General features: G+C 74.5%; 21 protein-coding genes. 20 read left to right on the top strand and 1 reads right to left on the bottom strand.

Annotated features, from left to right (window positions below; genetic code table 11):
- The 9 genes from hisH to ACH4UK_RS01240 all read left to right on the top strand — a co-directional run bounded on the left by hisH (position 1) and on the right by ACH4UK_RS01240 (position 10,601).
- Positions 1 to 642, top strand: coding sequence for an imidazole glycerol phosphate synthase subunit HisH (gene hisH, locus ACH4UK_RS01280; protein ID WP_398354017.1), 642 nt, complete (start codon positions 1 to 3; stop codon positions 640 to 642).
- Positions 642 to 1,367 (top strand): bifunctional 1-(5-phosphoribosyl)-5-((5-phosphoribosylamino)methylideneamino)imidazole-4-carboxamide isomerase/phosphoribosylanthranilate isomerase PriA, encoded by a 726-nt coding sequence (gene priA / locus ACH4UK_RS01275; protein ID WP_274029554.1) that lies wholly within the window; start codon positions 642 to 644, stop codon positions 1,365 to 1,367. The genes hisH and priA overlap by 1 nt, the downstream gene beginning before the upstream one ends.
- Positions 1,364 to 1,774 carry a RidA family protein gene (locus ACH4UK_RS01270; RefSeq protein WP_398354016.1) on the top strand — a complete coding sequence of 137 codons (411 nt, stop codon included), beginning with the start codon at positions 1,364 to 1,366 and terminating at the stop codon, positions 1,772 to 1,774. Before priA ends, ACH4UK_RS01270 begins: the two co-directional genes overlap by 4 nt.
- Positions 1,771 to 2,526, top strand: a complete 756-nt coding sequence (hisF, locus tag ACH4UK_RS01265) for an imidazole glycerol phosphate synthase subunit HisF (protein ID WP_398354015.1) — start codon at positions 1,771 to 1,773, stop codon at positions 2,524 to 2,526. The genes ACH4UK_RS01270 and hisF overlap by 4 nt, the downstream gene beginning before the upstream one ends.
- 188 nt (positions 2,527 to 2,714) lie before the next feature.
- The gene (locus tag ACH4UK_RS01260) at positions 2,715 to 3,635 is read left to right on the top strand and encodes an alpha/beta hydrolase (RefSeq protein ID WP_398354014.1); all 921 of its coding nucleotides are present in this window, start codon (positions 2,715 to 2,717) and stop codon (positions 3,633 to 3,635) included.
- 145 nt (positions 3,636 to 3,780) lie between these two features.
- Complete coding sequence (locus ACH4UK_RS01255; protein WP_398354013.1) at positions 3,781 to 6,966, top strand: AAA family ATPase; 3,186 nt, start codon at positions 3,781 to 3,783, stop codon at positions 6,964 to 6,966.
- 232 nt (positions 6,967 to 7,198) lie between these two features.
- Positions 7,199 to 8,482, top strand: coding sequence for a PucR family transcriptional regulator (locus ACH4UK_RS01250; RefSeq protein ID WP_398354012.1), 1,284 nt, complete (start codon positions 7,199 to 7,201; stop codon positions 8,480 to 8,482).
- A 67-nt stretch (positions 8,483 to 8,549) separates the two neighbouring features.
- Positions 8,550 to 9,137 carry an ArsR/SmtB family transcription factor gene (locus tag ACH4UK_RS01245; RefSeq protein ID WP_398354011.1) on the top strand — a complete coding sequence of 196 codons (588 nt, stop codon included), beginning with the start codon at positions 8,550 to 8,552 and terminating at the stop codon, positions 9,135 to 9,137.
- A gap of 57 nt (positions 9,138 to 9,194) precedes the next feature.
- Entirely contained in the window at positions 9,195 to 10,601 is a 1,407-nt protein-coding gene (locus ACH4UK_RS01240) for an MFS transporter (protein ID WP_398354010.1), read from the top strand.
- Positions 10,602 to 10,792: 191 nt separating this feature from the next.
- Here the strand turns inward: ACH4UK_RS01240 and ACH4UK_RS01235 are convergent, their stop codons facing one another.
- Positions 10,793 to 11,425, bottom strand: a complete 633-nt coding sequence (locus tag ACH4UK_RS01235; RefSeq protein WP_398354009.1) for a TIGR03085 family metal-binding protein — start codon at positions 11,423 to 11,425, stop codon at positions 10,793 to 10,795.
- 84 nt (positions 11,426 to 11,509) lie between these two features.
- Here ACH4UK_RS01235 and hisI point away from each other — a divergent pair, with 84 nt between their 5' ends.
- From hisI to lgt, 11 genes are all read left to right on the top strand, one after another.
- Positions 11,510 to 11,887 carry a phosphoribosyl-AMP cyclohydrolase gene (gene hisI / locus ACH4UK_RS01230; RefSeq protein ID WP_398354008.1) on the top strand — a complete coding sequence of 126 codons (378 nt, stop codon included), beginning with the start codon at positions 11,510 to 11,512 and terminating at the stop codon, positions 11,885 to 11,887.
- 11 nt (positions 11,888 to 11,898) lie between these two features.
- Complete coding sequence (locus ACH4UK_RS01225; protein WP_398354007.1) at positions 11,899 to 13,392, top strand: anthranilate synthase component I; 1,494 nt, start codon at positions 11,899 to 11,901, stop codon at positions 13,390 to 13,392.
- 14 nt (positions 13,393 to 13,406) lie between these two features.
- The gene (locus tag ACH4UK_RS01220; RefSeq protein ID WP_398354006.1) at positions 13,407 to 14,093 is read left to right on the top strand and encodes a TIGR02234 family membrane protein; all 687 of its coding nucleotides are present in this window, start codon (positions 13,407 to 13,409) and stop codon (positions 14,091 to 14,093) included.
- Between the two features lie 110 nt (positions 14,094 to 14,203).
- The gene (locus tag ACH4UK_RS01215) at positions 14,204 to 14,455 is read left to right on the top strand and encodes an HGxxPAAW family protein (RefSeq protein ID WP_398354005.1); all 252 of its coding nucleotides are present in this window, start codon (positions 14,204 to 14,206) and stop codon (positions 14,453 to 14,455) included.
- 633 nt (positions 14,456 to 15,088) lie between these two features.
- Complete coding sequence (locus tag ACH4UK_RS01210; RefSeq protein ID WP_398354908.1) at positions 15,089 to 15,478, top strand: DUF2752 domain-containing protein; 390 nt, start codon at positions 15,089 to 15,091, stop codon at positions 15,476 to 15,478.
- A 162-nt stretch (positions 15,479 to 15,640) separates the two neighbouring features.
- Positions 15,641 to 16,450, top strand: a complete 810-nt coding sequence (trpC, locus tag ACH4UK_RS01205) for an indole-3-glycerol phosphate synthase TrpC (RefSeq protein WP_030805722.1) — start codon at positions 15,641 to 15,643, stop codon at positions 16,448 to 16,450.
- Between the two features lie 18 nt (positions 16,451 to 16,468).
- Positions 16,469 to 16,675: a tryptophan biosynthesis modulator TrpM gene (gene trpM, locus ACH4UK_RS01200; protein ID WP_398354004.1), complete on the top strand. Its 207-nt coding sequence runs from the start codon at positions 16,469 to 16,471 to the stop codon at positions 16,673 to 16,675.
- A gap of 145 nt (positions 16,676 to 16,820) precedes the next feature.
- A complete protein-coding gene (gene trpB / locus ACH4UK_RS01195) occupies positions 16,821 to 18,107 on the top strand; it encodes a tryptophan synthase subunit beta (protein ID WP_398354003.1) in 1,287 nt (428 codons plus the stop codon).
- Positions 18,104 to 18,916 (top strand): tryptophan synthase subunit alpha, encoded by an 813-nt coding sequence (gene trpA, locus ACH4UK_RS01190; RefSeq protein ID WP_398354002.1) that lies wholly within the window; start codon positions 18,104 to 18,106, stop codon positions 18,914 to 18,916. The genes trpB and trpA overlap by 4 nt, the downstream gene beginning before the upstream one ends.
- Positions 18,917 to 18,991: 75 nt before the next feature.
- Positions 18,992 to 19,861: a DsbA family protein gene (locus tag ACH4UK_RS01185; protein ID WP_398354001.1), complete on the top strand. Its 870-nt coding sequence runs from the start codon at positions 18,992 to 18,994 to the stop codon at positions 19,859 to 19,861.
- Between the two features lie 98 nt (positions 19,862 to 19,959).
- Positions 19,960 to 20,919, top strand: coding sequence for a prolipoprotein diacylglyceryl transferase (gene lgt, locus ACH4UK_RS01180; protein WP_398354000.1), 960 nt, complete (start codon positions 19,960 to 19,962; stop codon positions 20,917 to 20,919).
- Positions 20,920 to 20,937: the final 18 nt, after the last annotated feature.

Below are 20,937 nucleotides of genomic sequence, written 5' to 3'. Positions count from 1 at the left end.
GTGACTGACACGAAGAAGGTCGTGGTCTTCGACTACGGCTTCGGCAACGTCCGTTCCGCCGAGCGGGCCCTCGCCCACGTCGGCGCGGACGTCGAGATCACCCGCGACTACGACCGCGCCATGAACGCCGACGGGCTGCTCGTCCCCGGCGTCGGCGCGTTCTCCGCCTGCATGGACGGGCTCAAGCGGGCCCGCGGCGACTGGATCATCGGCCGCAGGCTCTCCGGCGGCCGTCCCGTCATGGGCATCTGCGTCGGGATGCAGATCCTGTTCGAGCGGGGCATCGAGCACGGCGTGGAGACCCAGGGCCTGGACGAATGGCCCGGTACGGTCGGACCCCTGAAGGCCGACATCGTCCCGCACATGGGGTGGAACACCGTCGAGGCCCCCGAGGACTCCCGGCTCTTCGCCGGCCTGGACGCCGACGCCCGGTACTACTTCGTGCACTCCTACGCGGCGCACGACTGGTCCCTCGAAGTGACCAACGCCAAGATCCGTGCCCCCAGGATCACCTGGGCCACGCACGGCGAACGGTTCGTGGCCGCCGTGGAGAACGGCGCCCTGTGGGCCACGCAGTTCCACCCCGAGAAGTCCGGCGATGCCGGCGCCCAGCTGCTGACCAACTGGATCGAGACGCTGTAATGCCGAAGCTTGAACTGCTCCCCGCCGTCGACGTCCGCGACGGCCAGGCCGTCCGCCTCGTGCACGGCGAGTCCGGCTCCGAGACCTCCTACGGCTCCCCGCTGGAAGCGGCCCTCGCCTGGCAGCGGGCCGGCGCCGAGTGGTTGCACCTCGTCGACCTGGACGCCGCCTTCGGCACCGGCGACAACCGCGCCCTGATCGCCGAGGTCGCCGGGGCCATGGACATCAAGGTCGAGCTGTCCGGCGGCATCCGCGACGACGCCTCGCTCGCCGCCGCCCTCGCCACCGGCTGCCGCCGCGTCAACCTCGGCACCGCCGCCCTGGAGACCCCGGAGTGGGTCGCCAAGGTCATCGCCGAGCACGGCGACAAGATCGCCGTCGGCCTCGACGTCCGCGGCACCACCCTGCGCGGCCGCGGCTGGACCCGCGACGGGGGCGACCTCTACGAGACCCTCGCCCGCCTCGACGCCGAGGGCTGCGCCCGCTACGTCGTCACCGACATCGCCAAGGACGGCACCCTCCAGGGCCCGAACCTGGGCCTGCTGCGGGACGTCTGCGCCGCCACCGACCGCCCGGTCGTCGCCTCCGGCGGGGTCTCCTCCCTCGACGACCTGCGCGCGATCTCCCTCCTCGTCCCCGAAGGCGTCGAGGGCGCGATCGTCGGCAAGGCGCTGTACGCGAAGGCGTTCACGCTGGAAGAGGCGCTCAAGGCGGTCGCCGCATGACGGACGCTGCCCCTTCTTCAGTACGCCGGATCTCCACCGGCGCCCCCTGGGAGGAGAAGTTCGGCTACTCCCGCGCGGTCGAGCTCCCCAACGGGCTCGTCCTGGTGGCCGGCTGCACCTCCGTGGTCAACGGCCAGATCTCCGCGGGCTCCCCGTACGAGCAGGCGATCACCTCCTTCGACGTCGCGTTCGCGGCGCTGGAGCAGGTGGGCCTCACCCGCGAGGACGTCGTCCGCACCCGGATGTACCTCACGCACGCCCGGGACGTGGAGGACATCGGCCGCGCCCACAAGGAGCTGTTCGACGCCGTACGCCCCGTCGCCTCCATGGTCATCGTGTCCGGTTTCGTGGACCCGAGCCTGGTCGTCGAGGTCGAGGTCGAGGCCTACCGGGGAGGCGCGCAGTGAGCCTCGCCGTACGCGTCATCCCCTGCCTGGACGTCGACAAGGGCCGGGTCGTCAAGGGCGTCAACTTCCAGAACCTGCGCGACGCGGGCGACCCCGTCGAGATGGCCAAGCTGTACGACGCCGAAGGCGCCGACGAGCTGACCTTCCTCGACATCACCGCCTCCAGCGGCGACCGCGAGACGACGTACGACGTGGTCCGCCGCACCGCCGAGCAGGTCTTCATCCCGCTCACCGTCGGCGGTGGCGTCCGCACCCCCGACGACGTCGACAAGCTGCTGCGCGCCGGGGCCGACAAGGTCGGCGTCAACACCGCCGCCATCGCCCGCCCCGACCTCGTCCGCGAGATCGCCGAGCGCTTCGGACGCCAGGTCCTGGTGCTCTCCGTCGACGCCCGCCGCACCCCGGACGGCACCTTCGAGGTCACCACGCACGGCGGCCGCAAGGGCACCGGCATCGACGCCGTCGAGTGGGCCCACCGCGCCGCCGAGCTGGGCGCGGGCGAGATCCTGCTCAACTCGATGGACGCCGACGGCACGAAGGACGGCTACGACACGGAGATGATCGAGGCGGTCCGCAAGCACGTCACCGTCCCCGTCATCGCCTCCGGCGGCGCGGGCCGGCTCGCGGACTTCGCCCCGGCGATCGAGGCGGGGGCCGACGCGGTGCTCGCCGCGTCCGTCTTCCACTTCGGCGACCTGCGGATCTCCGAGGTCAAGGGCGCCCTCCGGGAAGCGGGACACCCGGTCCGCTGAGTCCCGGCGGTATCACCGGTCCGCCAAGGCCGGTGATACCGCCGATGCGTGCCCCCGGGACGCACCGTGAGAGTGGCGAACGCCGGCGAACGACGCCGGCCGAGCCACGCGGCGCATCCCGAGGCCCCGGACGACGGGTCGAAGGTCCCCGCGTGGTGCGGTTCTGCCACCACCGAGAGGATCCCCCCGTGCAGCAGCACCTCCCCTCCGGCACCATCCCCCCGCGTCCGAGCCGCCCCCGTACGCTCGCGGGTCTGCTGACCGCCGCCGCGGCCACCGCCGGCCTCCTGATGACCGCCCTGGTCCCGGGCGCCCAGGCCGCCGACAACCCGTACGAGCGCGGCCCGGCCCCCACGAACGCCTCCATCGAGGCGAGCCGCGGCTCCTACGCCACCTCGCAGACCTCCGTCTCCTCGCTCGCCGTGAGCGGGTTCGGCGGCGGCACGATCCACTACCCGACCTCCACCGCCGACGGCACGTTCGGCGCGGTCGTCATCTCGCCCGGATTCACCGCCTACGAGTCCTCCATCGCCTGGCTCGGACCGCGCCTGGCCTCCCAGGGCTTCGTCGTGTTCACCATCGACACCATCACCACGCTCGACCAGCCCGACAGCCGGGGCCGCCAACTCCTCGCCGCGCTGGACTACCTGACCCAGCGCAGCTCGGCGCGGACCCGGGTCGACGCCTCCCGGCTCGGCGTGATGGGCCACTCGATGGGCGGCGGCGGCAGCCTGGAGGCCGCCAAGAGCCGCACCTCGTTGAAGGCGGCGATCCCGCTGACCGGCTGGAACACCGACAAGACCTGGCCCGAACTGCGCACGCCGACCCTCGTGGTGGGTGCGGACGGTGACACGGTCGCCCCCGTCGCCACGCACTCCGAGCCCTTCTACCAGTCGCTGCCCGGCTCCCTGGACAAGGCGTACCTGGAGCTGCGCGGCGCCTCGCACTTCACGCCGAACACCTCCAACACGACGATCGCGAAGTACAGCATTTCCTGGCTGAAGCGATTCATCGACAACGACACCCGCTACGAGCAGTTCCTCTGCCCGCTCCCGCAGCCGAGCCTGACCATCGCGGAGTACCGGGGCAACTGCCCGCACACCGGCTGATCCCTGCGCTCCGGGCCCTGCCGCGCTGTGCTCCGGCACAGCGCGGCAGGGCTCCGGCTGGGAGCGCGCACCGCACCGCGCCCTCCCCGTGCGGAACCCGGACGCGGCGCTTTCACCCGCGCCGACGCGAACGTACCGTGCCGGTGTGACCTCATCGACGACCGTGCGCAGTCCGCTCCGGCTGTACGGCCGGAGCGATGAACTCGCCACCCTGAAAAGCCTGTTGGAGCGACTGAGGCGGGGCGACGGAGGTGCGCTCGTGCTGGCCGCGGCGCCTGGTCTCGGCCGTACGGCGCTGCTGCGCGAGGCGGCCGACGCGCACCGCGACCGGGGCCCGGTGCTGTACGCCACGGCCGTCCCCGCGATGCGCTCCGTGCCCTACAGCGGGCTCCACGCCCTGCTCGGATCGGTCCCTGCCCGGACCCAGCTCGGATCGGTCCCTGCCCGGACCCAGCTCGGATCGGTCCCCGCCCGCACCGGCCGCCCGCCGGCCTCTCCGCCCGTTTCCCCGCCCGCCGCCATCAGCCCCGACGCACTGGCCGCCCGGCTGCGGGAACTCGGCGCCGGGCGGCCCCTGCTGGTCTGCGCCGACGACGCGCACGCCTGGGACCCGGCGTCCCGGACCGTCCTCGCCTTCGTGGCCCGGGGGGCGGGCGCGGGCAGCCGGACCGCCTTCCTCCTCTCGGCCGCCGACGGCGCCGCCTTCGCCGGACTGCCCACGCTCCACCTCGCCCCCCTGGACGAGGACGCGGCCTCGGCGCTCCTGGACCGGTTGACCCCCGGCCCGGGGGGCCTCGATCCGGTGGTGCGCGCCGAACTCCTCCGCGAGGCGGTCGGAAACCCCCGTCTGCTCGCCGGACTCACCGGCCGCCTCACCCCGGACCAGCTCGCGGGCCGCACCCCGCTGCCCTGGCCCCTGCCCGGCGGCGAAGCGGTGCTGGCCGCCCACGCGGACCGCCTCGACGGCCTCCCCGACCGGACCCGCGCCCTGCTCCTGCTCGCCGCCGCGGCCCAGGAGCACGAGCCGGACGGCGCCGGGGCGGACGCCCTGCTCCTGCTCCGCGCGAGCACCCGCAGCGGACTGCCCCGGGCCTTCCTGGACCGGGCCCTGTTCGGCGTCACCGCCACCGATGGTCTCCTCCAACGGGCGGGCAGCCGGGTGCACTTCACCCACCGCCTCGTCGCCCGCGCCGTACTCCACCACGCCCCCTGGGCCCAGCGCCGCGCGGCCCACGAACTGCTCGCCACCCTGCTGACGGGGACGGGGACGGGGACGGGGACGGGGACGGGGACGGGGACGGGGACGGGGACGGGGACGGGGACGGGGACTGGGACTGGGACGGGGACGGGGGCCGGTACGAGTACGGGGACCGGGGCGGGTGACAGGGGGGCTGCGGGGGGAGGTCCTGTGTCTTCTGCGGGGGGCCGGGGTGCCGAGCTGGCTTCGGGCGGGGCCCCTGGGCCTTCCGCTACGGGGACGGGGACCGCGACGGGGGCGGGTGACAGGGGGGCTGCGGGGGGAGGTCCCGCGGCCTCTGCGGGGGGCCCGGTCACGGCGGTCCCCCCGGGCGGGCCCTCCCCGGCTTCTCCGGGCGTCCGGGGTGCCGCGTCCCCGTCCGTCCCGCTCGCCGCCCTCGTCCAGTGGGCCTGTGCCGCACCCGGGCCGGACGCCGGGCTGGCCGCCCGGATCGAGGAGGCCGCCGTCGCTCCCTTCCCGCACGCCGAACGCTCCGCCGCCCTGGCCCGCGCCGCCCTGCTCTCCACCGAACCGGTGCTGCGGGCGGCCCGGTTCGCCGCGGCGGCCGAACAGGCGGGGCTGGCGGGCGACCCGTCCCTGGCCCGAGCGCTGCTGGCCCGCACCGGACCCCGTACGGCCGTCGCCGCGGGGCCGGCCGGCGAGCCCGCGCGGGGCCTCGCCCCCTACGTCCACGGCATGCTCGCCCTGCGCTCCGGGCCCGCGGCCGACGCCCACGAAGCGCTGCTCGCCGCGGCCGCGCTGCTCGGCCCGCACGACCCCCGCCGGGCCCTCGACGCCTTACTCGGCGCGGCCGAGGCAGCCTGGGCGGCCGGGGACGCGCCCGGCTACCTCGACGCCATGAACCGCCTCGCCCGCACCGCGCCGGACGAGGACCTGGAGCACTACCGGGCCGGCATGTGCGCCGTACTCGAAGGTCGCACCGCCGAGGGCCACGCCCTCCTCCGCCACTGCCTCGACCCCGCCGGGGACCCCGGCGCCCCGGCCGCGCTGCTCCGGTCCGGGGTCGCGGCCCTGGTGCTCGGGGAAGTCGCCGCCGCCCGCCGCGCGGGCGCCCGCGCGCTCGCCGCCGTACGGACCCGGGGGCCCGACGCGCTGCTGCCGCAGGCCCTCGAACACCTCGCCTACGCCGAACTGCGGGCCGGGCGGCACGCCGGTGCGCGGGCCCACGCCCTGGAGGGGCTGCACGCCGCCCGCCGGACGGGACAGCCCAACGGCTCCGCCCATCTGCACGCCGTGCTCGCCCTCGCGGCCTCCGTGGAGGGGCCCGCCGAGGCGTGCGCCGCGCACGGCGACGCCGCGCTGGCCGGGGCGGGGCCGCACGGACTGGCCCAGGCCGTCACCCTCGCCACCTGGGCACGCGCCCGCGCGGACCTGGCCTCCGGGCGGCCCGGGGAGGCGGCCGCCCGGCTGGCCCCGCTGGTCGGGACCGGCCCCGGCCGGGGCCACTTCGCCGCCCGGATGCTCGCCGTGCCCTGCTGGGTCGAAGCCGCCGTCCTGGGCGGCCGGCTGCCCGGGGAGACCCGCGAACTCCACGCCGCTGTCGACGAGTTCGCGTCATGGGCCGCCCGGACCGCCGACCCGCAGGCCCCCGCCCAACTGGCCCGCTGCCGGGCCCTGCTGGCCCCGGCCGAGGAGGCCGACGCCCGCTACGCGGAGGCCCTGGCCCACCACGAACGGGCGGGCGGCGACTTCGAGCGGGCCCGTACCCAGCTGCTGTACGGCCAGTGGCTGCGCCGCCGTCGGCGTACCCGCGAAGCCCGCGGCCCGCTGCGCGACGCCCTGGTCGCCTTCCAGTGCTGCTCGGCCCGCGCCTGGGCGGAGCGGGCGGCCGGGGAACTGCGGGCGGCGGGGGAGCCGGTCGAGGCCCGGCGGGAGACGGCGGGCGCACCGCTGGCGGCGCTCACTCCCCAGCAGCAGCGCATCGCCCGCTGCGTCGCCGAGGGGGCCACCAATCGCGAGGTGGCGCTGCGGCTGTCGCTGAGCCCGCGCACGGTCGACCACCACCTCCGCAACGTCTTCGCCGCCCTGGGCATCCGCTCCCGCACCGAACTGGCCCGGCTGCTGGGCTCCTAGGGGCGGCTCCCGGCGGCGGCTCCGGGGGTGCTCCCGGGGGCGGCTCCTGAGGGGGTGAACGCCGGGAGGTTGCGAGACCGTGATGACGAGTTCCGCGCAGACCTCTAGGTACCGACTGGGCGGTATGTCATTCTGCGGGCGTCAGGATCCTGTCGCCGCGCTCGCGCCCTGCCGGGCCGGGTGCGAGCGGCCCGCCGCTCGCGCGGTGGGCCGATTCCCGGTGGAGGCCGCCATGCCACAGGTCGTACGTTCGCGGATCGGGGAGCTGCACGGCGCGCCCTCCGCGGCGCCGTTGCCGCAGCGCCTGCGTTCCCTGGCCGATCGCGAGGCCGTCGAGGCGCTGCACCGGGCCGCCCGGGTCCTCGTGGCGTCACTGCCGGCCCTCACCGACCGGCTCGTCGAGGCCCTGTACGCCCAGGAGCCCGGCTACCGGGCGGCGATCGACTCCGACCGGGCCGAGGTCTGGCAGGAGGTCCACCACTCGCTGCGGCACAACGTGGGCTCCCTGATCCAGCCCCGGGAGTTCCGCGAGTCCGCCCACCGCACCTCCCGCTGGATCGGCGAGATCCGGGCCGAGCAGGGCGTACCGCTCGACGCGGTCCTGCACGCCTTCCGGATGGGCGGGGCGATGGTCTGGCAGGACCTGGTGGACGCGACCGCCCGGCGCGACCCCGACGACGTACGGCTGCTCGTCCATGTCGCCGCCGACGTGTGGAACTTCGTCGACGAGCACTGCGGGATCGTCGCGGACGCCTACCGGCAGGCCGAGCGGCGGCTGTCCTGGCGGCGCGAGAACCGGCAGCGGTTGATGGTCGCCGCCCTGCTGGACGGGACCGCCCGGATCGCGGACCTCGCCGAGGCGGCCGCGATGCTGGGGCTGCCGGAGCAGGGCCGGTACGCGGTGCTCGCGGTGGCCGCCGCCCCGCGCGGGCCGCAGTCCGCCGCCCGCCCGCCGCTGGCGCTGCCCGCCGCGTTCCCGGGGGCGGCGGTGCTCTGGCACCCGGGCCCGGAGGCCGAGTTCGCGATCCTGCCGCTGGCGGGTCCGCCCGGCGAACTGGGCGAGCTGGCCGCCGCGCTGGACGTTCCGCCCGGCGTCCGGGCCGGGATCGGCTCCGCCGTCGAAGGGCTGGCCGCCCTCGGCGACGCCCGCCGGCTCGCGGAGACCGCGCTGCGCGCCTGCCCCGCGCCCGGGGGCGCCGTCCTGCTCGACGAGCACCTCCCGGACGCCCTGGTCGTGTCCTCCCCGGCCCTCGCCGGGGCGCTCGCCGACCGGGTGCTGGGCGCGCTGGACCGGCTGGACCCCGCAGACCGCGACGTCATCGTGGAGACCCTCACGGCCTGGCTGGACGCGGACGGCTCGGCGCAGCGGGCGGGCGCGCGGCTCTACTGCCACCGCAACACCGTCCTCAACCGCCTCCGCCGCTTCGAACAGCTCACCGGCCGCTGCCTCACCCGCCCCCGGGATGCGGTCGAGGTGTCCCTGGCCCTGGCGGCGCGAAGGTTGCTGGGCGCCTGAAAAACCCCGCAACAAATATTGCGCAATTATTCTTGCGCAACTTTTCCTGTGCATCTACGGTCGTGTCATGCCCAGTGAAGAACGACGCCGCGTCTCCGACCTCGACACCCTCAAGGCGATCGGCCACCCCCTGCGCCTGAAGCTCTACCGGGCCCTGCACATCAAGCGCACCGCCACCGCCTCCCAGCTCGCCGACCAGGTCGACGAGGCGGTCTCCCTCGTCAGCTACCACCTGCGCAAACTCGCCGACCACGGCCTGATCGAACCCGCCGAGGGCCAGGGCGCCGACGGCCGGGAACGCTGGTGGCAGCCGTCCTCGCGAGGGCTGACCTTCAGCGACGAGGACTTCGACGACGCACCGGACAGGGCGGCCGTCTACGCCGCCGCCGGCCGGATGTCCTTCGACCAGCACGTCGAGCTCTACCGGGCCCACCAGGACACACGGCACACCTGGGACACGCAATGGCGCAGCGCCTCCTGGAGCGCGGAGAACCTCCTCCGGCTCACCGCGGAGGAACTGGCCGCACTCGGCCGGGAGATGGGCGCGCTGATCGACCGCTACGAGGAAGCGGGCCGCGCCCGCGAGGAGGCGGGCGACACCCAGGGCCGGGAGAGCGTCGCCCTGCACACCTACGGATTCCCCTTCCGCCCCTGAGACGTGTCCGGCAGACCTCCGCCCCCGGCCCGCCGCCCCTCCCGGAAGGACGCACGCGTGACCGTCACCGCCGTGGAAGCCCCCGAACGCCCCGCGCACCGGGACCCGAACGTCCTGCGCTGGCTCGGCGCGTACACCGCGTCGATGATCGGCGACAGCATCTACTTCATGGCCCTCGCCTGGGCCGCCGCCCGCACCGGCAGCGCCTCCGGTACCGGCCTGGTCCTCGCGGCCGGCTCCCTGCCCCGGGCGCTCCTGATGCTCGGCGGGGGAGTGCTCGCCGACCGGCTCGGGCCCCGCCGCGTCGTCATCGGCAGCGACGCCGCCCGCGCGCTCCTGGTCCTCTCGCTCGCCGCCACCCTGGTCCTCACCGCACCCACCGTGGGCGTCCTGGTGGTCGTCGCCCTGTTCTTCGGCGCGGTCGACGCCCTGTTCCTGCCCGCCGTCGGAGCGCTGCCGCCCCGGATCAGCCCTCCGGGCCAACTCGCTCGGATCCAGGGACTGCGCGGACTGGCCGCGCGCGGCGCCTCGATCGTCGGCGCGCCGATGGGCGGGGTCGCCGTGGCGGTCGGCGGCCCCTCGCTCGCCTTCGCCGCCGCCGGGGTGCTCTTCGCCCTCTCCCTGCCACTGCTCCTGCGCCTGCGGATCGGACCGCTGCCCGAGCCGGCGACGCCCGGCGGGACATCGGCCGAGACCGGTATCTCTCCGGCGGCCACCGGAGAGATACCGAACGGAACCGGCAAGGCTCCGGCGGCCACCGGAGAGACGCTGAACGGAACCGGCAAGGCTCCAGCGGCCACCGGAGAGGCGCCGAACGGAACCGGTCGGGCTCCGGCGGCCCCCGCGAAGACGCCGACCGCCTGGCACGACCTCGTCGGCGGGCTCCGGTACATCCGCCGCCACCCCCTGCTCGGACCGCTCATGCTCGTCATCGCCCTCAGCGAGCTCGGCTTCGTCGGACCGCTCAACCTCGGCCTGATCCTGCTCTCCGAGCAGCGCGGCTGGGGTGCGGCCGGCATGGGCTGGATCGTCGCCGGATTCGCCGGAGGGGCGGCCGGGTCCGCCCTCCTCCTCGCCGTCCGGGGCCGGGTGCCGCGCGCCGGGCTGGTGATGTGCCTGATGGTGCTCGTCGGCGCGACGGGCATCGCCGGCCTGGCGCAGACCCCCTCGGTGGCCCTCGCCGCCGCGATCGCCGGGTTCGTCGGCCTCACGGCCGGCCTGGCCGGTGCGCTGTGCGGAGCCCTCATCCAGACCGCCGCCGACCCCGCGTACCTGGGCCGGGTCACGTCCGTATCGACGTTCTTCACCTACGCCATCGCCCCGCTGAGCTACCCCGCCACCGGGGCCGCCGTCGCCCTCTGGGGCACCGGGCCGGTCTTCGCGGGCAGCGCGGCCGTGTGCGCGGCCGGCGGCGCGATAGGCCTGACGATCACCGCGCTGCGCCGCGCCGAACTGCCCGGCTGACCGGGCCGCTCCAGTCGAGGCCCGCGTCCGCCGACCGCCGGGGCCGGGGTTCGCCGTCCGCCGGGGGACCGGGTCCGGGGCCAGGGTCCGCAGACCACGCGGGCCGTCCCCGAGGCCGCCGGGCCCGGGTCCGCAGACCACGCAGGCCGGGCCCGGGTCCGCGGGCCCTGAATGCCGGCCCGCCCCGGGCCCTACATCCCGAGCTCCGCCGCCCTCAGCCGCTCCACCGCCGCCTGGTCGCCCTCCACCTCGACGTCCGCCGCGTCCTGCCGGCCGAACGCGTACAGCAGCAGCTCGGCGGGCTCCCCGGTCACCGTCACCACCGGGGTCCCCTTGTGGGCCACCGCCGTCTGGCCGTCCGGGCGGCGCAGCACCAGGCCCACCGGGGACCTGCGGCCCAGCAGCCGGGCCGTCCGCTCCGTGCGCGACCAGAGCACATCGGAGAAGACCGGGTCCAGCTCGCGGCGCGACCAGTCGGGCTGGGCCCGGCGCACATCCTCCGCGTGCACGAAGAACTCGACGGTGTTCGCCGCCTCGTCGATCTGCTTGAGGGACATCGGGGAGAACCTCGGCGGACCGGTGCGGATCAGCTGGATCAGTTCCTCGTACGGCTTCGCCGCGAACTCCGCCTGCACCCGCTCCAGCCGGGCCTTCAGCGCGCTCACCAGCAGCCCGCCCGCCGCGTCCGCCCGGCGTTCGCGGACCACCACATGGGCGGCCAGATCGCGGGTCTTCCAGTCGTCGCACAGGGTCAGGGCCTCGGGACCGGCCGCTTCCAACAGATCGGCGAGCAGAAGACGTTCACGCTTCGCATGGGTCGACATGCTCGCCAGCGTACGACCGCCACCCCGGGTCCGCCCAGTGGACGGCAGCCCGGAACGACCCCGCCGTCACGGCACAATGGGCCCATGACCAGCACGCCCGGCGCCCCGCCGCCCGCCAGCAGCCTCGACCCCGCCATCGCCGCCCGCCTCAAGCGCGGCGCGGACGGCCTGGTCCCGGCCATCGCCCAGCAGTACGACACCGGCGAGGTGCTGATGCTCGGCTGGATGGACGACGAGGCGCTGCACCGCACCCTCACCACGGGCCGCTGCACCTACTGGTCGCGCAGCCGCCAGGAGTACTGGGTCAAGGGCGACACCTCCGGGCACGTCCAGCACGTGAAGTCCGTGGCCCTGGACTGCGACGCCGACACCGTCCTCGTCAAGGTCGACCAGACCGGCGCCGCCTGTCACACGGGCGACCGCACCTGCTTCGACGCCGACGCCCTCCCGATCTCCCAGTAAGGTCACCGGCCATGGACCTCGACACCTTCCGCAAGCTGGCCGTCGACCGGCGCGTCGTCCCCGTCAGCCGCCGCCTCCTCGCGGACGGCGACACCCCGGTCGGCCTGTACCGCAAGCTCGCGGCCGAGCGCCCCGGCACCTTCCTGCTGGAGTCCGCCGAGAACGGCCGGACCTGGTCGCGCTACTCGTTCATCGGCGTCCGCAGCGACGCCACCCTCACCGTCCGCGACGGCGAGGCCCACTGGCTCGGCACCCCGCCCGTCGGCGTCCCGGCGGGCGGCGACCCGCTGGACGCGCTGCGGGCCACCGTCGAGACCCTGCACACCCCGCGCGACCTGGTCGGCGACGCGGGTCTGCCGCCGTTCACCGGCGGCATGGTCGGCTACCTCGGCTACGACGTCGTACGCCGCCTCGAGAAGATCGGCGATCACGGCGGCGACGACCTGAAGCTGCCCGAGCTGACCATGCTCCTCACCTCGGACCTCGCCGTCCTCGACCACCAGAACGGCACCGTCCTGCTGATCGCCAACGCGATCAACCACAACGACCTCTCCACCGGCGTCGACGAGGCCCACGCGGATGCCGTCGCCCGCCTCGACGCGATGGAGCGCGACCTGCGCCGCCCGGTCGAGAACGCCCCGGCCGCCCTTCCTCCGTCCGAGCTGCCCCCGTACACCGCACTGTGGGGCGGCGCGGACTACCGGGACGCCGTCGTGGACATCAAGGAGCGGATCCGGGCGGGCGAGGCCTTCCAGGTCGTCCCCTCCCAGCGGTTCGAGACGCCGTGCACGGCGAGCGCCCTGGACGTCTACCGGGTGCTGCGGGCCACCAACCCCTCCCCGTACATGTACCTGCTCCGCTTCGACGGGTTCGACGTCGTCGGCTCCAGTCCCGAGGCCCTGGTCAAGGTCGAGGACGGCCGGGCCATGGTCCACCCGATCGCCGGGACCCGGCACCGCGGCGCCACCCCGCAGGAGGACCAGGCGCTCGCCGATGAGCTCCTCGCCGACCCCAAGGAGCGCGCCGAACACCTCATGCTCGTCGACCTCGGCCGCAACGACCTGGGCCGGGTCTGCGAACCCGGCAGCGTCGAGGTCGTCGACTTCATGTCGATCGAGCGCTACTCCCATGTGATGCACATCGTCTCCACCGTCACCGGCCGGGTCACCGACGACCGCACCGCCTTCGACGTGCTGACCGCCTGCTTCCCCGCGGGCACCCTCTCCGGCGCCCCCAAGCCCCGCGCCATGCAGATCATCGAGGAGCTGGAGCCGAGCCGCCGCGGACTGTACGGGGGCTGCGTCGGCTACCTCGACTTCGCCGGGGACTCCGACACGGCCATCGCCATCCGCACGGCCCTGCTCCGCGACGGCACCGCGTACGTCCAGGCCGGAGCCGGGGTCGTCGCCGACTCCGACCCGGTCGCGGAGGACACCGAGTGCCGCAACAAGGCGGCGGCGGTGCTCCGCGCCGTCCATACGGCCAACCGGCTCCACGACCGCTGAACCGGTAGGGGATAGTGGAGGGCGTGAGTGCTGTCCCCGTACCCCAGCCCCGTGCCCGAACCGCCGACTCCGCGCCCGGCGCCGTGCCCGACTCCGCGCCCGACTCCGCAGGGAGCCGTCGCAGTCTCGCGGCGGGTCTGCTGCTCGGCGCGGTCGGCGCCACCGTCGTCCTCCTCGCCTCCGGGCAGACCTGGGCCGAGGGCGACGCGGCCACCGGCGGCGGGGCCCTCCCGCTGACCGTCGACGGCCAGGCCGTCACCGGTGTCCCGGCCGCCCTGGCCGTCGTCGGCCTCGCCGCCCTCGTCGCGGTCTTCGCCGTACGCGGCGCCGGCCGCCGGATCGTCGCCGCCCTCCTCGCCCTCAGCGGTCTGGGAGCCATGCTCAGCGCCTGGGCCGGCGGGTCCGACAGCACGGCCCTCGACGAGGAGGCCGCCAGGACCACCGGCGACGCGGCGGCCACCATCCACGCCCTCAGCCACACCGCCTGGCCCTACGTCACGGCCGCCGGCGGCCTGCTGATCCTGCTGGCCGGACTCCTCGCGCTGCGCTACGGCAGCCGCTGGCCCGCCATGTCCGGAAAGTACGAGCGCGACGGCACCCCCCGCCCCGGCAAGGCGCCCCGCACCGCCCCCGACCCGGACCGGCCCGAGGACCTCTGGAAGGCCCTGGACCGCGGCGAGGACCCGACGCGCGAGGCGTGACCCCACGCTCACCTCCCGCAGCCCCGTACGGGACAATGGACCCGAGCCGTCCCCGGGCGGCGGCCACATCTGCAGCGTCACCCACAGCGCAACACCACGAGGAGCAGCTCATGGCGGGCAACAGCCACGGACACACCCCGGCCGCCTGGACCGGTGTCATCATCGCGTTCATCGGTTTCTGCGTCGCCGGCGTCTTCATGGTCGCGGCCAACCCGCTCGGCTTCTGGGCCGGCATCGCCGTCATCTTCGCCGGCGGTCTCGTGGGCCTCGCCATGAAGGTCGCCGGCCTCGGCATGCCGAAGGAGTCGGCCGAGATGGCCGACGCCAGGGCGCGGGCCGGACAGGCGCAGATCTCCCACTGACCCGGACGCCGGACCGTCCCGGCGGCCGACACGCAGACAGGCGCAGCCCCACCGGGGCTGCGCCTTTTCGCATCGCCGGGGGACAATCGGCGGGTGGACGCCTCGCCTACCCCCGCCGCAGCCCCGCCGCCGGACCCCGAATCCGCCCCTCGGCCGGGCCCCGACCCGACCCCCCCGGAAGCCGCGCCGCCCGGCGTCGGCCCCTGGAACCTGCCACTAACGGTCTGCCCGACCCCGGACCTGGCCCCCCCACCCCTCGAGCCCGAACCCCCCGCCTCTTCAGCCCGCTCGGCGTTCGAGGACGGACCCCCCGCCTCTTCAGCCCGCCCGGCGTTCGAGGACGGACCCCCCGCCTTTCCAGCCCGCCCACCCCTTGAGGACGGACCCCCCGCCTCTTCAGCCCGTCCACCGCTTGAGGACGGACCCCCCGCCCTTCCAGCCCGTCCGGCGTTTGAGGACGGAACCCTCGCCGGGGTGGGCCCGGAGCGCACAGGGCCCTCGGGCGAGGGACCCTCGCAGGCACCCGGCCCCCACGGCCACGGTTCCGTCCTCAAACGCCGGACGGGCTGGGTAGGCCGCCCGACAGGCCGGGTGGGCCGCCCCACGGGCTGGGCAGGCCGCCCGCCGGGCCCGATGGGCCGGCTGGCCACGCCGGTCGGCATTCTCGGCGCCGTCGCGGGCGCCTTCGCATACGTCGGCACCGTCGACCCGAACGAGTCCGGCCACTACCCCGTCTGCCCGCTGCTCAAGCTGACCGGGGTCTTCTGCCCCGGCTGCGGGGGACTGCGCAGCGCCCACGCCTTCATCCACGGAGATCTCGGCGCGGCGTTCTCCGCCAACGCGGTCGCCACCGCCGGCTACTTCCTCTTCGCCGCCGTCTGGGTCCTCTGGCTGGTCAGGGCCTGGCGTGGACAGCCCCTGCGGATCGCTCTGGCACCCGCCCGGTGGTGGGGGGTGGGGGCCGTCCTGCTGATCTTCACCGTGGTCCGGAACCTGCCCTTCGGCTCGGCGCTCGCCCCCTGAACGACCAGCCCGGTGCCCCGCGCGGCCAGGAAGGCCGGGTCCCCCGAATGACCAGGAAGTGGGACGCGGCGTGGCCGGATGCGGGCCCCGGGGCATCCTGCGGATACCATCGGTATGGCTGATCCTGTTCACTGTCAACCGTTCCGGAAGGGGGCCGCTCGCGTGAGTGTGCTCGACGAGATCATCGACGGCGTTCGCGCCGACCTCGCGGAGCGGCAGGCGCGCGTCAGCCTCGACGAGCTGAAGGAGCGCGCAGCCCGCGCTCCCCAGGCCAAGGACGGAGTCGCCGCCCTGCGTGGCGAGGGCGTGACCGTCATCTGCGAGGTCAAGCGCTCGTCCCCCTCCAAGGGGGCCCTTGCCGCCATCGCCGACCCGGCCGCGCTCGCCGCGGACTACGAGGCGGGCGGCGCGTCCGTCATCTCGGTCCTCACCGAGGAGCGCCGCTTCGGCGGCTCGCTCGCGGACCTGGAGGCCGTCCGCGCCAAGGTCGACACCCCGATCCTGCGCAAGGACTTCATCGTCACCTCGTACCAGCTGTGGGAGGCCCGCGCCTACGGCGCCGACCTCGCCCTGCTGATCGTCGCCGCCCTCGACCAGGAGGCCCTGGTCTCGCTGATCGAGCGCGCCGAGTCGATCGGGCTCACCCCGATCGTCGAGGCGCACGACGAGGAGGAGGCGGAGCGAGCCGTGGACGCCGGAGCCAAGATCATCGGTGTCAACGCGCGTAACCTGAAGGACCTCAAGGTCGACCGCTCCACCTTCGAGCGGGTCGCCCCCGAGATCCCCGACCACATCGTCAAGGTCGCCGAGTCCGGCGTCCGGGGCCCGCACGACCTGATCGCGTACGCCAACGCCGGCGCCGACGCCGTCCTGGTCGGCGAGTCCCTGGTCACCGGCCGCGACCCGCGCGCCGCCGTCGCCGACCTCGTCGCCGCGGGCGCCCACCCGGCGCTCCGCCACGGCCGCGGCTGACCCGGGGACGCAGCGACCATGACCGGACGTCCCGCGCCCCGCACCCGGCCCAGCCCCGCCGGGGCTCCGGCCCGGGACCCGCACGCCCCGCTGGCGCGTGGCTGCCGCCCCCGCGGCTGCCGCGCCCCCGCCCGGCGCGTGCACGGCCGGCGGGTGCGGTATGTGATCGGCGACGAACCTGGCCAGGTGAACGGCATGCGATGGCGCCCGGGGTCCGCGCTGTAGCGAGCCCCGGCCGACGTACCGCACCACCCCTCGTCTCCTCCCGTACGTACGACCGCACCGCCACGACCGCACGCCGGTCGCGGTGGCGCTCGCCGCTCCGCGCCCACGGTGCATCCATCCGTTGCCACGCCAAGGAGCACGTCGCATGTCGTCCGACTTCTTCATTCCGGACCCCGAGGGTCTGATCCCCAGCGCCGAGGGCTATTTCGGCGCGTACGGCGGCAAGTTCATCCCGGAGGCGCTCGTCGCCGCCGTGGACGAGGTCGCCGTCGAGTACGACAAGGCCAAGTCCGACCCGGCCTTCGCCGCCGAGCTCAACGAGCTCATGGTCCATTACACGGGCCGTCCCAGCGCGCTGACCGAGGTCCCGCGCTTCGCCGAGCACGCGGGCGGCGCCCGGATCTTCCTCAAGCGCGAGGACCTGAACCACACCGGCTCGCACAAGATCAACAACGTGCTGGGCCAGGCCCTCCTCACCAAGCGCATGGGCAAGACCCGCGTCATCGCCGAGACCGGGGCCGGCCAGCACGGTGTCGCCACCGCGACCGCCTGTGCCCTCTTCGGCCTCGACTGCACCATCTACATGGGGGAGATCGACACCGAGCGCCAGGCGCTGAACGTGGCCCGGATGCGGATGCTCGGCGCCGAGGTCGTCGCCGTGAAGTCCGGCTCGCGGACCCTGAAGGACGCCATCAACGAGGCGTTCCGCGACTGGGTCGCCAACGTGGACCGCACCCACTACCTCTTCGGCACCGTCGCCGGTCCGCACCCCTTCCCGGCAATGGTCCGCGACTTCCACCGCGTCATCGGCGTCGAGGCCCGCCGCCAGATCCTGGAGCGCGCGGGCCGCCTCCCGGACGCTGCGGTCGCCTGCGTCGGCGGCGGCTCCAACGCCATCGGTCTCTTCCACGCCTTCATCCCCGACTCCGGGGTCCGCCTGGTGGGCTGCGAGCCCGCCGGACACGGCGTCGAGACCGGCGAGCACGCGGCCACCCTGACCGCGGGGGAGCCGGGCATCCTGCACGGCTCGCGCTCCTACGTCCTCCAGGACGACGAGGGCCAGATCACCGAGCCGTACTCCATCTCGGCGGGCCTGGACTACCCGGGCATCGGCCCGGAGCACTCCTACCTCAAGGACACCGGCCGCGGCGAGTACCGCGCGGTCACCGACGACGCCGCCATGCAGGCCCTGCGCCTGCTGTCCCGCACCGAGGGCATCATCCCGGCCATCGAGAGCGCCCACGCGCTCGCCGGAGCCCTGGACCTCGGCAAGGAGCTCGGCGAGGACGGGCTGATCCTCATCAACCTGTCCGGCCGCGGCGACAAGGACATGGACACCGCAGCCCGCTACTTCGGGCTCTACGAGGCCGACGCCGTCGTCGAAGCGGATGCCGACAGCGACCGCGCCGAGATCGAGGGGGACGCCAAGTGAGCGGCAACATCGAGCTGTTGAACACCACCCTCGCCGCCACGAAGGCGGCGGACCGGGCGGCGCTCATCGCCTATCTCCCGGCGGGCTTCCCGACCGTCGACGGCGGCATCGAGGCGGTCAAGGCCGTCGTCGAGGGCGGCGCTGACGTCGTCGAGATCGGACTCCCGCACAGCGACCCGGTGCTCGACGGGCCGGTCATCCAGACCGCCGACGACATCGCCCTGCGCGGCGGCGTCCGGATCGCCGACGTGATGCGCACGGTCCGCGAGGCGCACCGGGCCACCGGCGTCCCGATCCTGGTCATGACGTACTGGAACCCCGTCGACCGCTACGGCGTCGAGCGCTTCACCGCCGAGCTGGCCGAGGCGGGCGGCGCCGGATGCATCCTGCCCGACCTGCCGGTCCAGGAGTCCGCGCTGTGGCGCGAGCACGCCGAGAAGCACGGTCTGGCCACCGTGTTCGTCGTCGCCCCCAGCAGCCAGGACGCCCGCCTCGCCACCATCACGGCGGCCGGCAGCGGCTTCGTCTACGCCGCGTCCCTGATGGGCGTCACCGGCACCCGCGCCTCCGTCGGCGCCCAGGCCCAGGACCTGGTGGAGCGCACCCGCGCCACCACCGACCTCCCGGTCTGCGTCGGCCTCGGCGTCTCCAACGCGGCGCAGGCCGCCGAGGTCGCCGGGTTCGCGGACGGCGTGATCGTCGGCTCGGCCTTCGTCAAGGCGATGCTGGACGCCCCCGACGAGGCCGCCGGCCTCGCCGCCGTCCGATCCCTGGCGGGCGAACTGGCCGAAGGTGTTCGAAAGGGCTGAGCCCTGGAATCACCCGAATGGGTGGATTGTGGACCGGGGAGACGCGTAGGCGCCTCCCCGGTTCGTTCCCCGGGTGTGAGCGACAAGATCCCTGAGGGAAACAGAAGCGCGCGCGAGCGCCTGGCCCAGCAGCGCGAGCGGGAGAAGGGGCGCGAGAAGCGCCGCCGGACGCTGATCGTCGCCTCGGCGGTGGTCGGGGTGCTCGCCCTGGCCGCCGTGGTCGGACTGATCGCGGCCAACGCGGGCAAGGACGACGGCGGCGACACCGCCTCCGGCCCGGCGGTCGCCCCTTCCGGCGCGATCGGTGAGGACGCCCTCACCCTGCCGGTCGGCGCCGCCGACGCCCCGTCCACCCTCACGATCTGGGAGGACTTCCGCTGCCCCGTCTGCGCCCAGTTCGAGAACGCCTTCCGGGACACCATCACGGAGCTGGCGGACGAGGGCCGGATCAGGGTGGAGTACCACCTGGCCACGATCATCGACGGCAATCTCGGCGGCACCGGATCGCTGCGCGCCGCCAACGCCGCCGCCTGCGCCCAGGACGCCGGCAAGTTCGCGCCGTATCACGACGCGCTCTTCAGCAACCAGCCTCCCGAGCCGGACGACGCCTTCGGCAAGAACAGCCGGCTGATCGAGCTGGCCGGGGAGGTCGAGGGGCTCGACACACCGGCCTTCCGCAGCTGTGTGGAGGACGGCGAGCACGACAGCTGGGTGAAGAAGTCCGACACGGCCTTCCGCGAGGGCGGCTTCCAGGGCACGCCGACGGTGCTGCTCAACGGGGAGTCCGTCTTCCCGAGCAAGGGCGACGAGCAGATCTCCCCGGAGAACCTGAAGAAGTGGGTCGCCGAGGCCAACCAGGGCAAGAAGCCGGGCACCGCCGCCCCGTCCGCCCCGGCCGGCGGGTCCTCCGACCCGGCCGTCCCCTCGTCCGCCCCCGGTTCCTGACCGCGTCCCGCACCCGTCCGTGACGCGGCCCTCGTTACCCAGACGTTGCCGGGTGGCTTGCCGTACCCACCGCCCGGCAAGGTAGCGTCGACCTCGCCATGAACCTTGCCTTCATTCCCAGCCCGTCGACCGGCGTGATCGAGCTCGGCCCGATCCCGCTCCGCGGCTACGCGTTCTGCATCATCATCGGTGTCTTCGTCGCCGTCTGGTTCGGCAACAAGCGCTGGATCGCCCGGGGCGGCAAAGCCGGCACCGTGGCCGACATCGCCGTCTGGGCGGTGCCCTTCGGTCTCGTCGGCGGTCGGCTCTACCACGTGATCACCGACTACCAGCTGTATTTCAGCGACGGTGAGAACTGGGTCGACGCCTTCAAGATCTGGGAGGGCGGCCTCGGCATCTGGGGTGCGGTCGCGTTCGGCGCCGTCGGCGCCTGGATCGGCTGCCGCCGCCGGGGCATCCCGCTGCCCGCCTGGGCCGACGCGATGGCCCCGAGCCTGGTGATCGCCCAGGCCATCGGCCGTTGGGGCAACTGGTTCAACCAGGAGCTGTACGGCAAGCCCACCGACCTCCCCTGGGCGCTGGAGATCAGCGACGGCCCGAACCGGGTCGCCGGGACGTACCACCCGACCTTCCTGTACGAGTCGCTGTGGTGCCTCGGCGTCGCGCTGCTGGTCATCTGGGCCGACCGCCGCTTCAAGCTCGGCCACGGACGGGCGTTCGCGCTCTACGTCGCGGCCTACTGCGCGGGACGCGGCTGGATCGAGTACATGCGGGTCGACGAGGCCCATCACATCCTGGGTCTCCGCCTGAACGTGTGGACCGCGATCATCGTCTTCGTCCTCGCCGTCGTCTACATCGTGATCTCCGCGAAGATCCGTCCGGGACGCGAGGAGATCGTCGAGCCGGACCGGGACGCGGAGGCCGCGAAGACCGCCGAGGCCGCCGAGGCCGCCGAGAAGAAGGACGGCGCCGAGGACCCGGACGCCCCGGAGGCCGACAGCGCGGACAAGGACCCGCTGAAGAAGGACTCCGCCCCCGAGGCAGCCGACAAGAGCTGACCGGCTCGCGCCCCGCAC

The organism is Streptomyces sp. NPDC020884 (assembly GCF_044333935.1).
Taxonomy (GTDB): Bacteria; Actinomycetota; Actinomycetes; order Streptomycetales; family Streptomycetaceae; genus Streptomyces.
The sequence above is the reverse complement of the archived record's forward strand: the minus strand, read 5'-3'. Positions and strand labels throughout refer to the sequence as shown.

What these genes read in the sequence shown, in the direction of transcription:
- trpB (WP_398354003.1), top strand. Translation starts at nt 16,821, where the DNA reads ATGTCGTCCGACTTCTTCATTCCGGACCCCGAGGGTCTGATCCCCAGC.
- priA (WP_274029554.1), top strand. Translation starts at nt 642, where the DNA reads ATGCCGAAGCTTGAACTGCTCCCCGCCGTCGACGTCCGCGACGGCCAG.
- hisI (WP_398354008.1), top strand. Translation starts at nt 11,510, where the DNA reads ATGACCAGCACGCCCGGCGCCCCGCCGCCCGCCAGCAGCCTCGACCCC.
- lgt (WP_398354000.1), top strand. Translation starts at nt 19,960, where the DNA reads ATGAACCTTGCCTTCATTCCCAGCCCGTCGACCGGCGTGATCGAGCTC.
- trpM (WP_398354004.1), top strand. Translation starts at nt 16,469, where the DNA reads ATGACCGGACGTCCCGCGCCCCGCACCCGGCCCAGCCCCGCCGGGGCT.
- ACH4UK_RS01245 (WP_398354011.1), top strand. Translation starts at nt 8,550, where the DNA reads ATGCCCAGTGAAGAACGACGCCGCGTCTCCGACCTCGACACCCTCAAG.
- ACH4UK_RS01210 (WP_398354908.1), top strand. Translation starts at nt 15,089, where the DNA reads ATGGGCCGGCTGGCCACGCCGGTCGGCATTCTCGGCGCCGTCGCGGGC.
- ACH4UK_RS01215 (WP_398354005.1), top strand. Translation starts at nt 14,204, where the DNA reads ATGGCGGGCAACAGCCACGGACACACCCCGGCCGCCTGGACCGGTGTC.
- ACH4UK_RS01235 (WP_398354009.1), bottom strand. Translation starts at nt 11,425, where the DNA reads ATGTCGACCCATGCGAAGCGTGAACGTCTTCTGCTCGCCGATCTGTTG.
- ACH4UK_RS01250 (WP_398354012.1), top strand. Translation starts at nt 7,199, where the DNA reads ATGCCACAGGTCGTACGTTCGCGGATCGGGGAGCTGCACGGCGCGCCC.
- ACH4UK_RS01270 (WP_398354016.1), top strand. Translation starts at nt 1,364, where the DNA reads ATGACGGACGCTGCCCCTTCTTCAGTACGCCGGATCTCCACCGGCGCC.
- ACH4UK_RS01225 (WP_398354007.1), top strand. Translation starts at nt 11,899, where the DNA reads ATGGACCTCGACACCTTCCGCAAGCTGGCCGTCGACCGGCGCGTCGTC.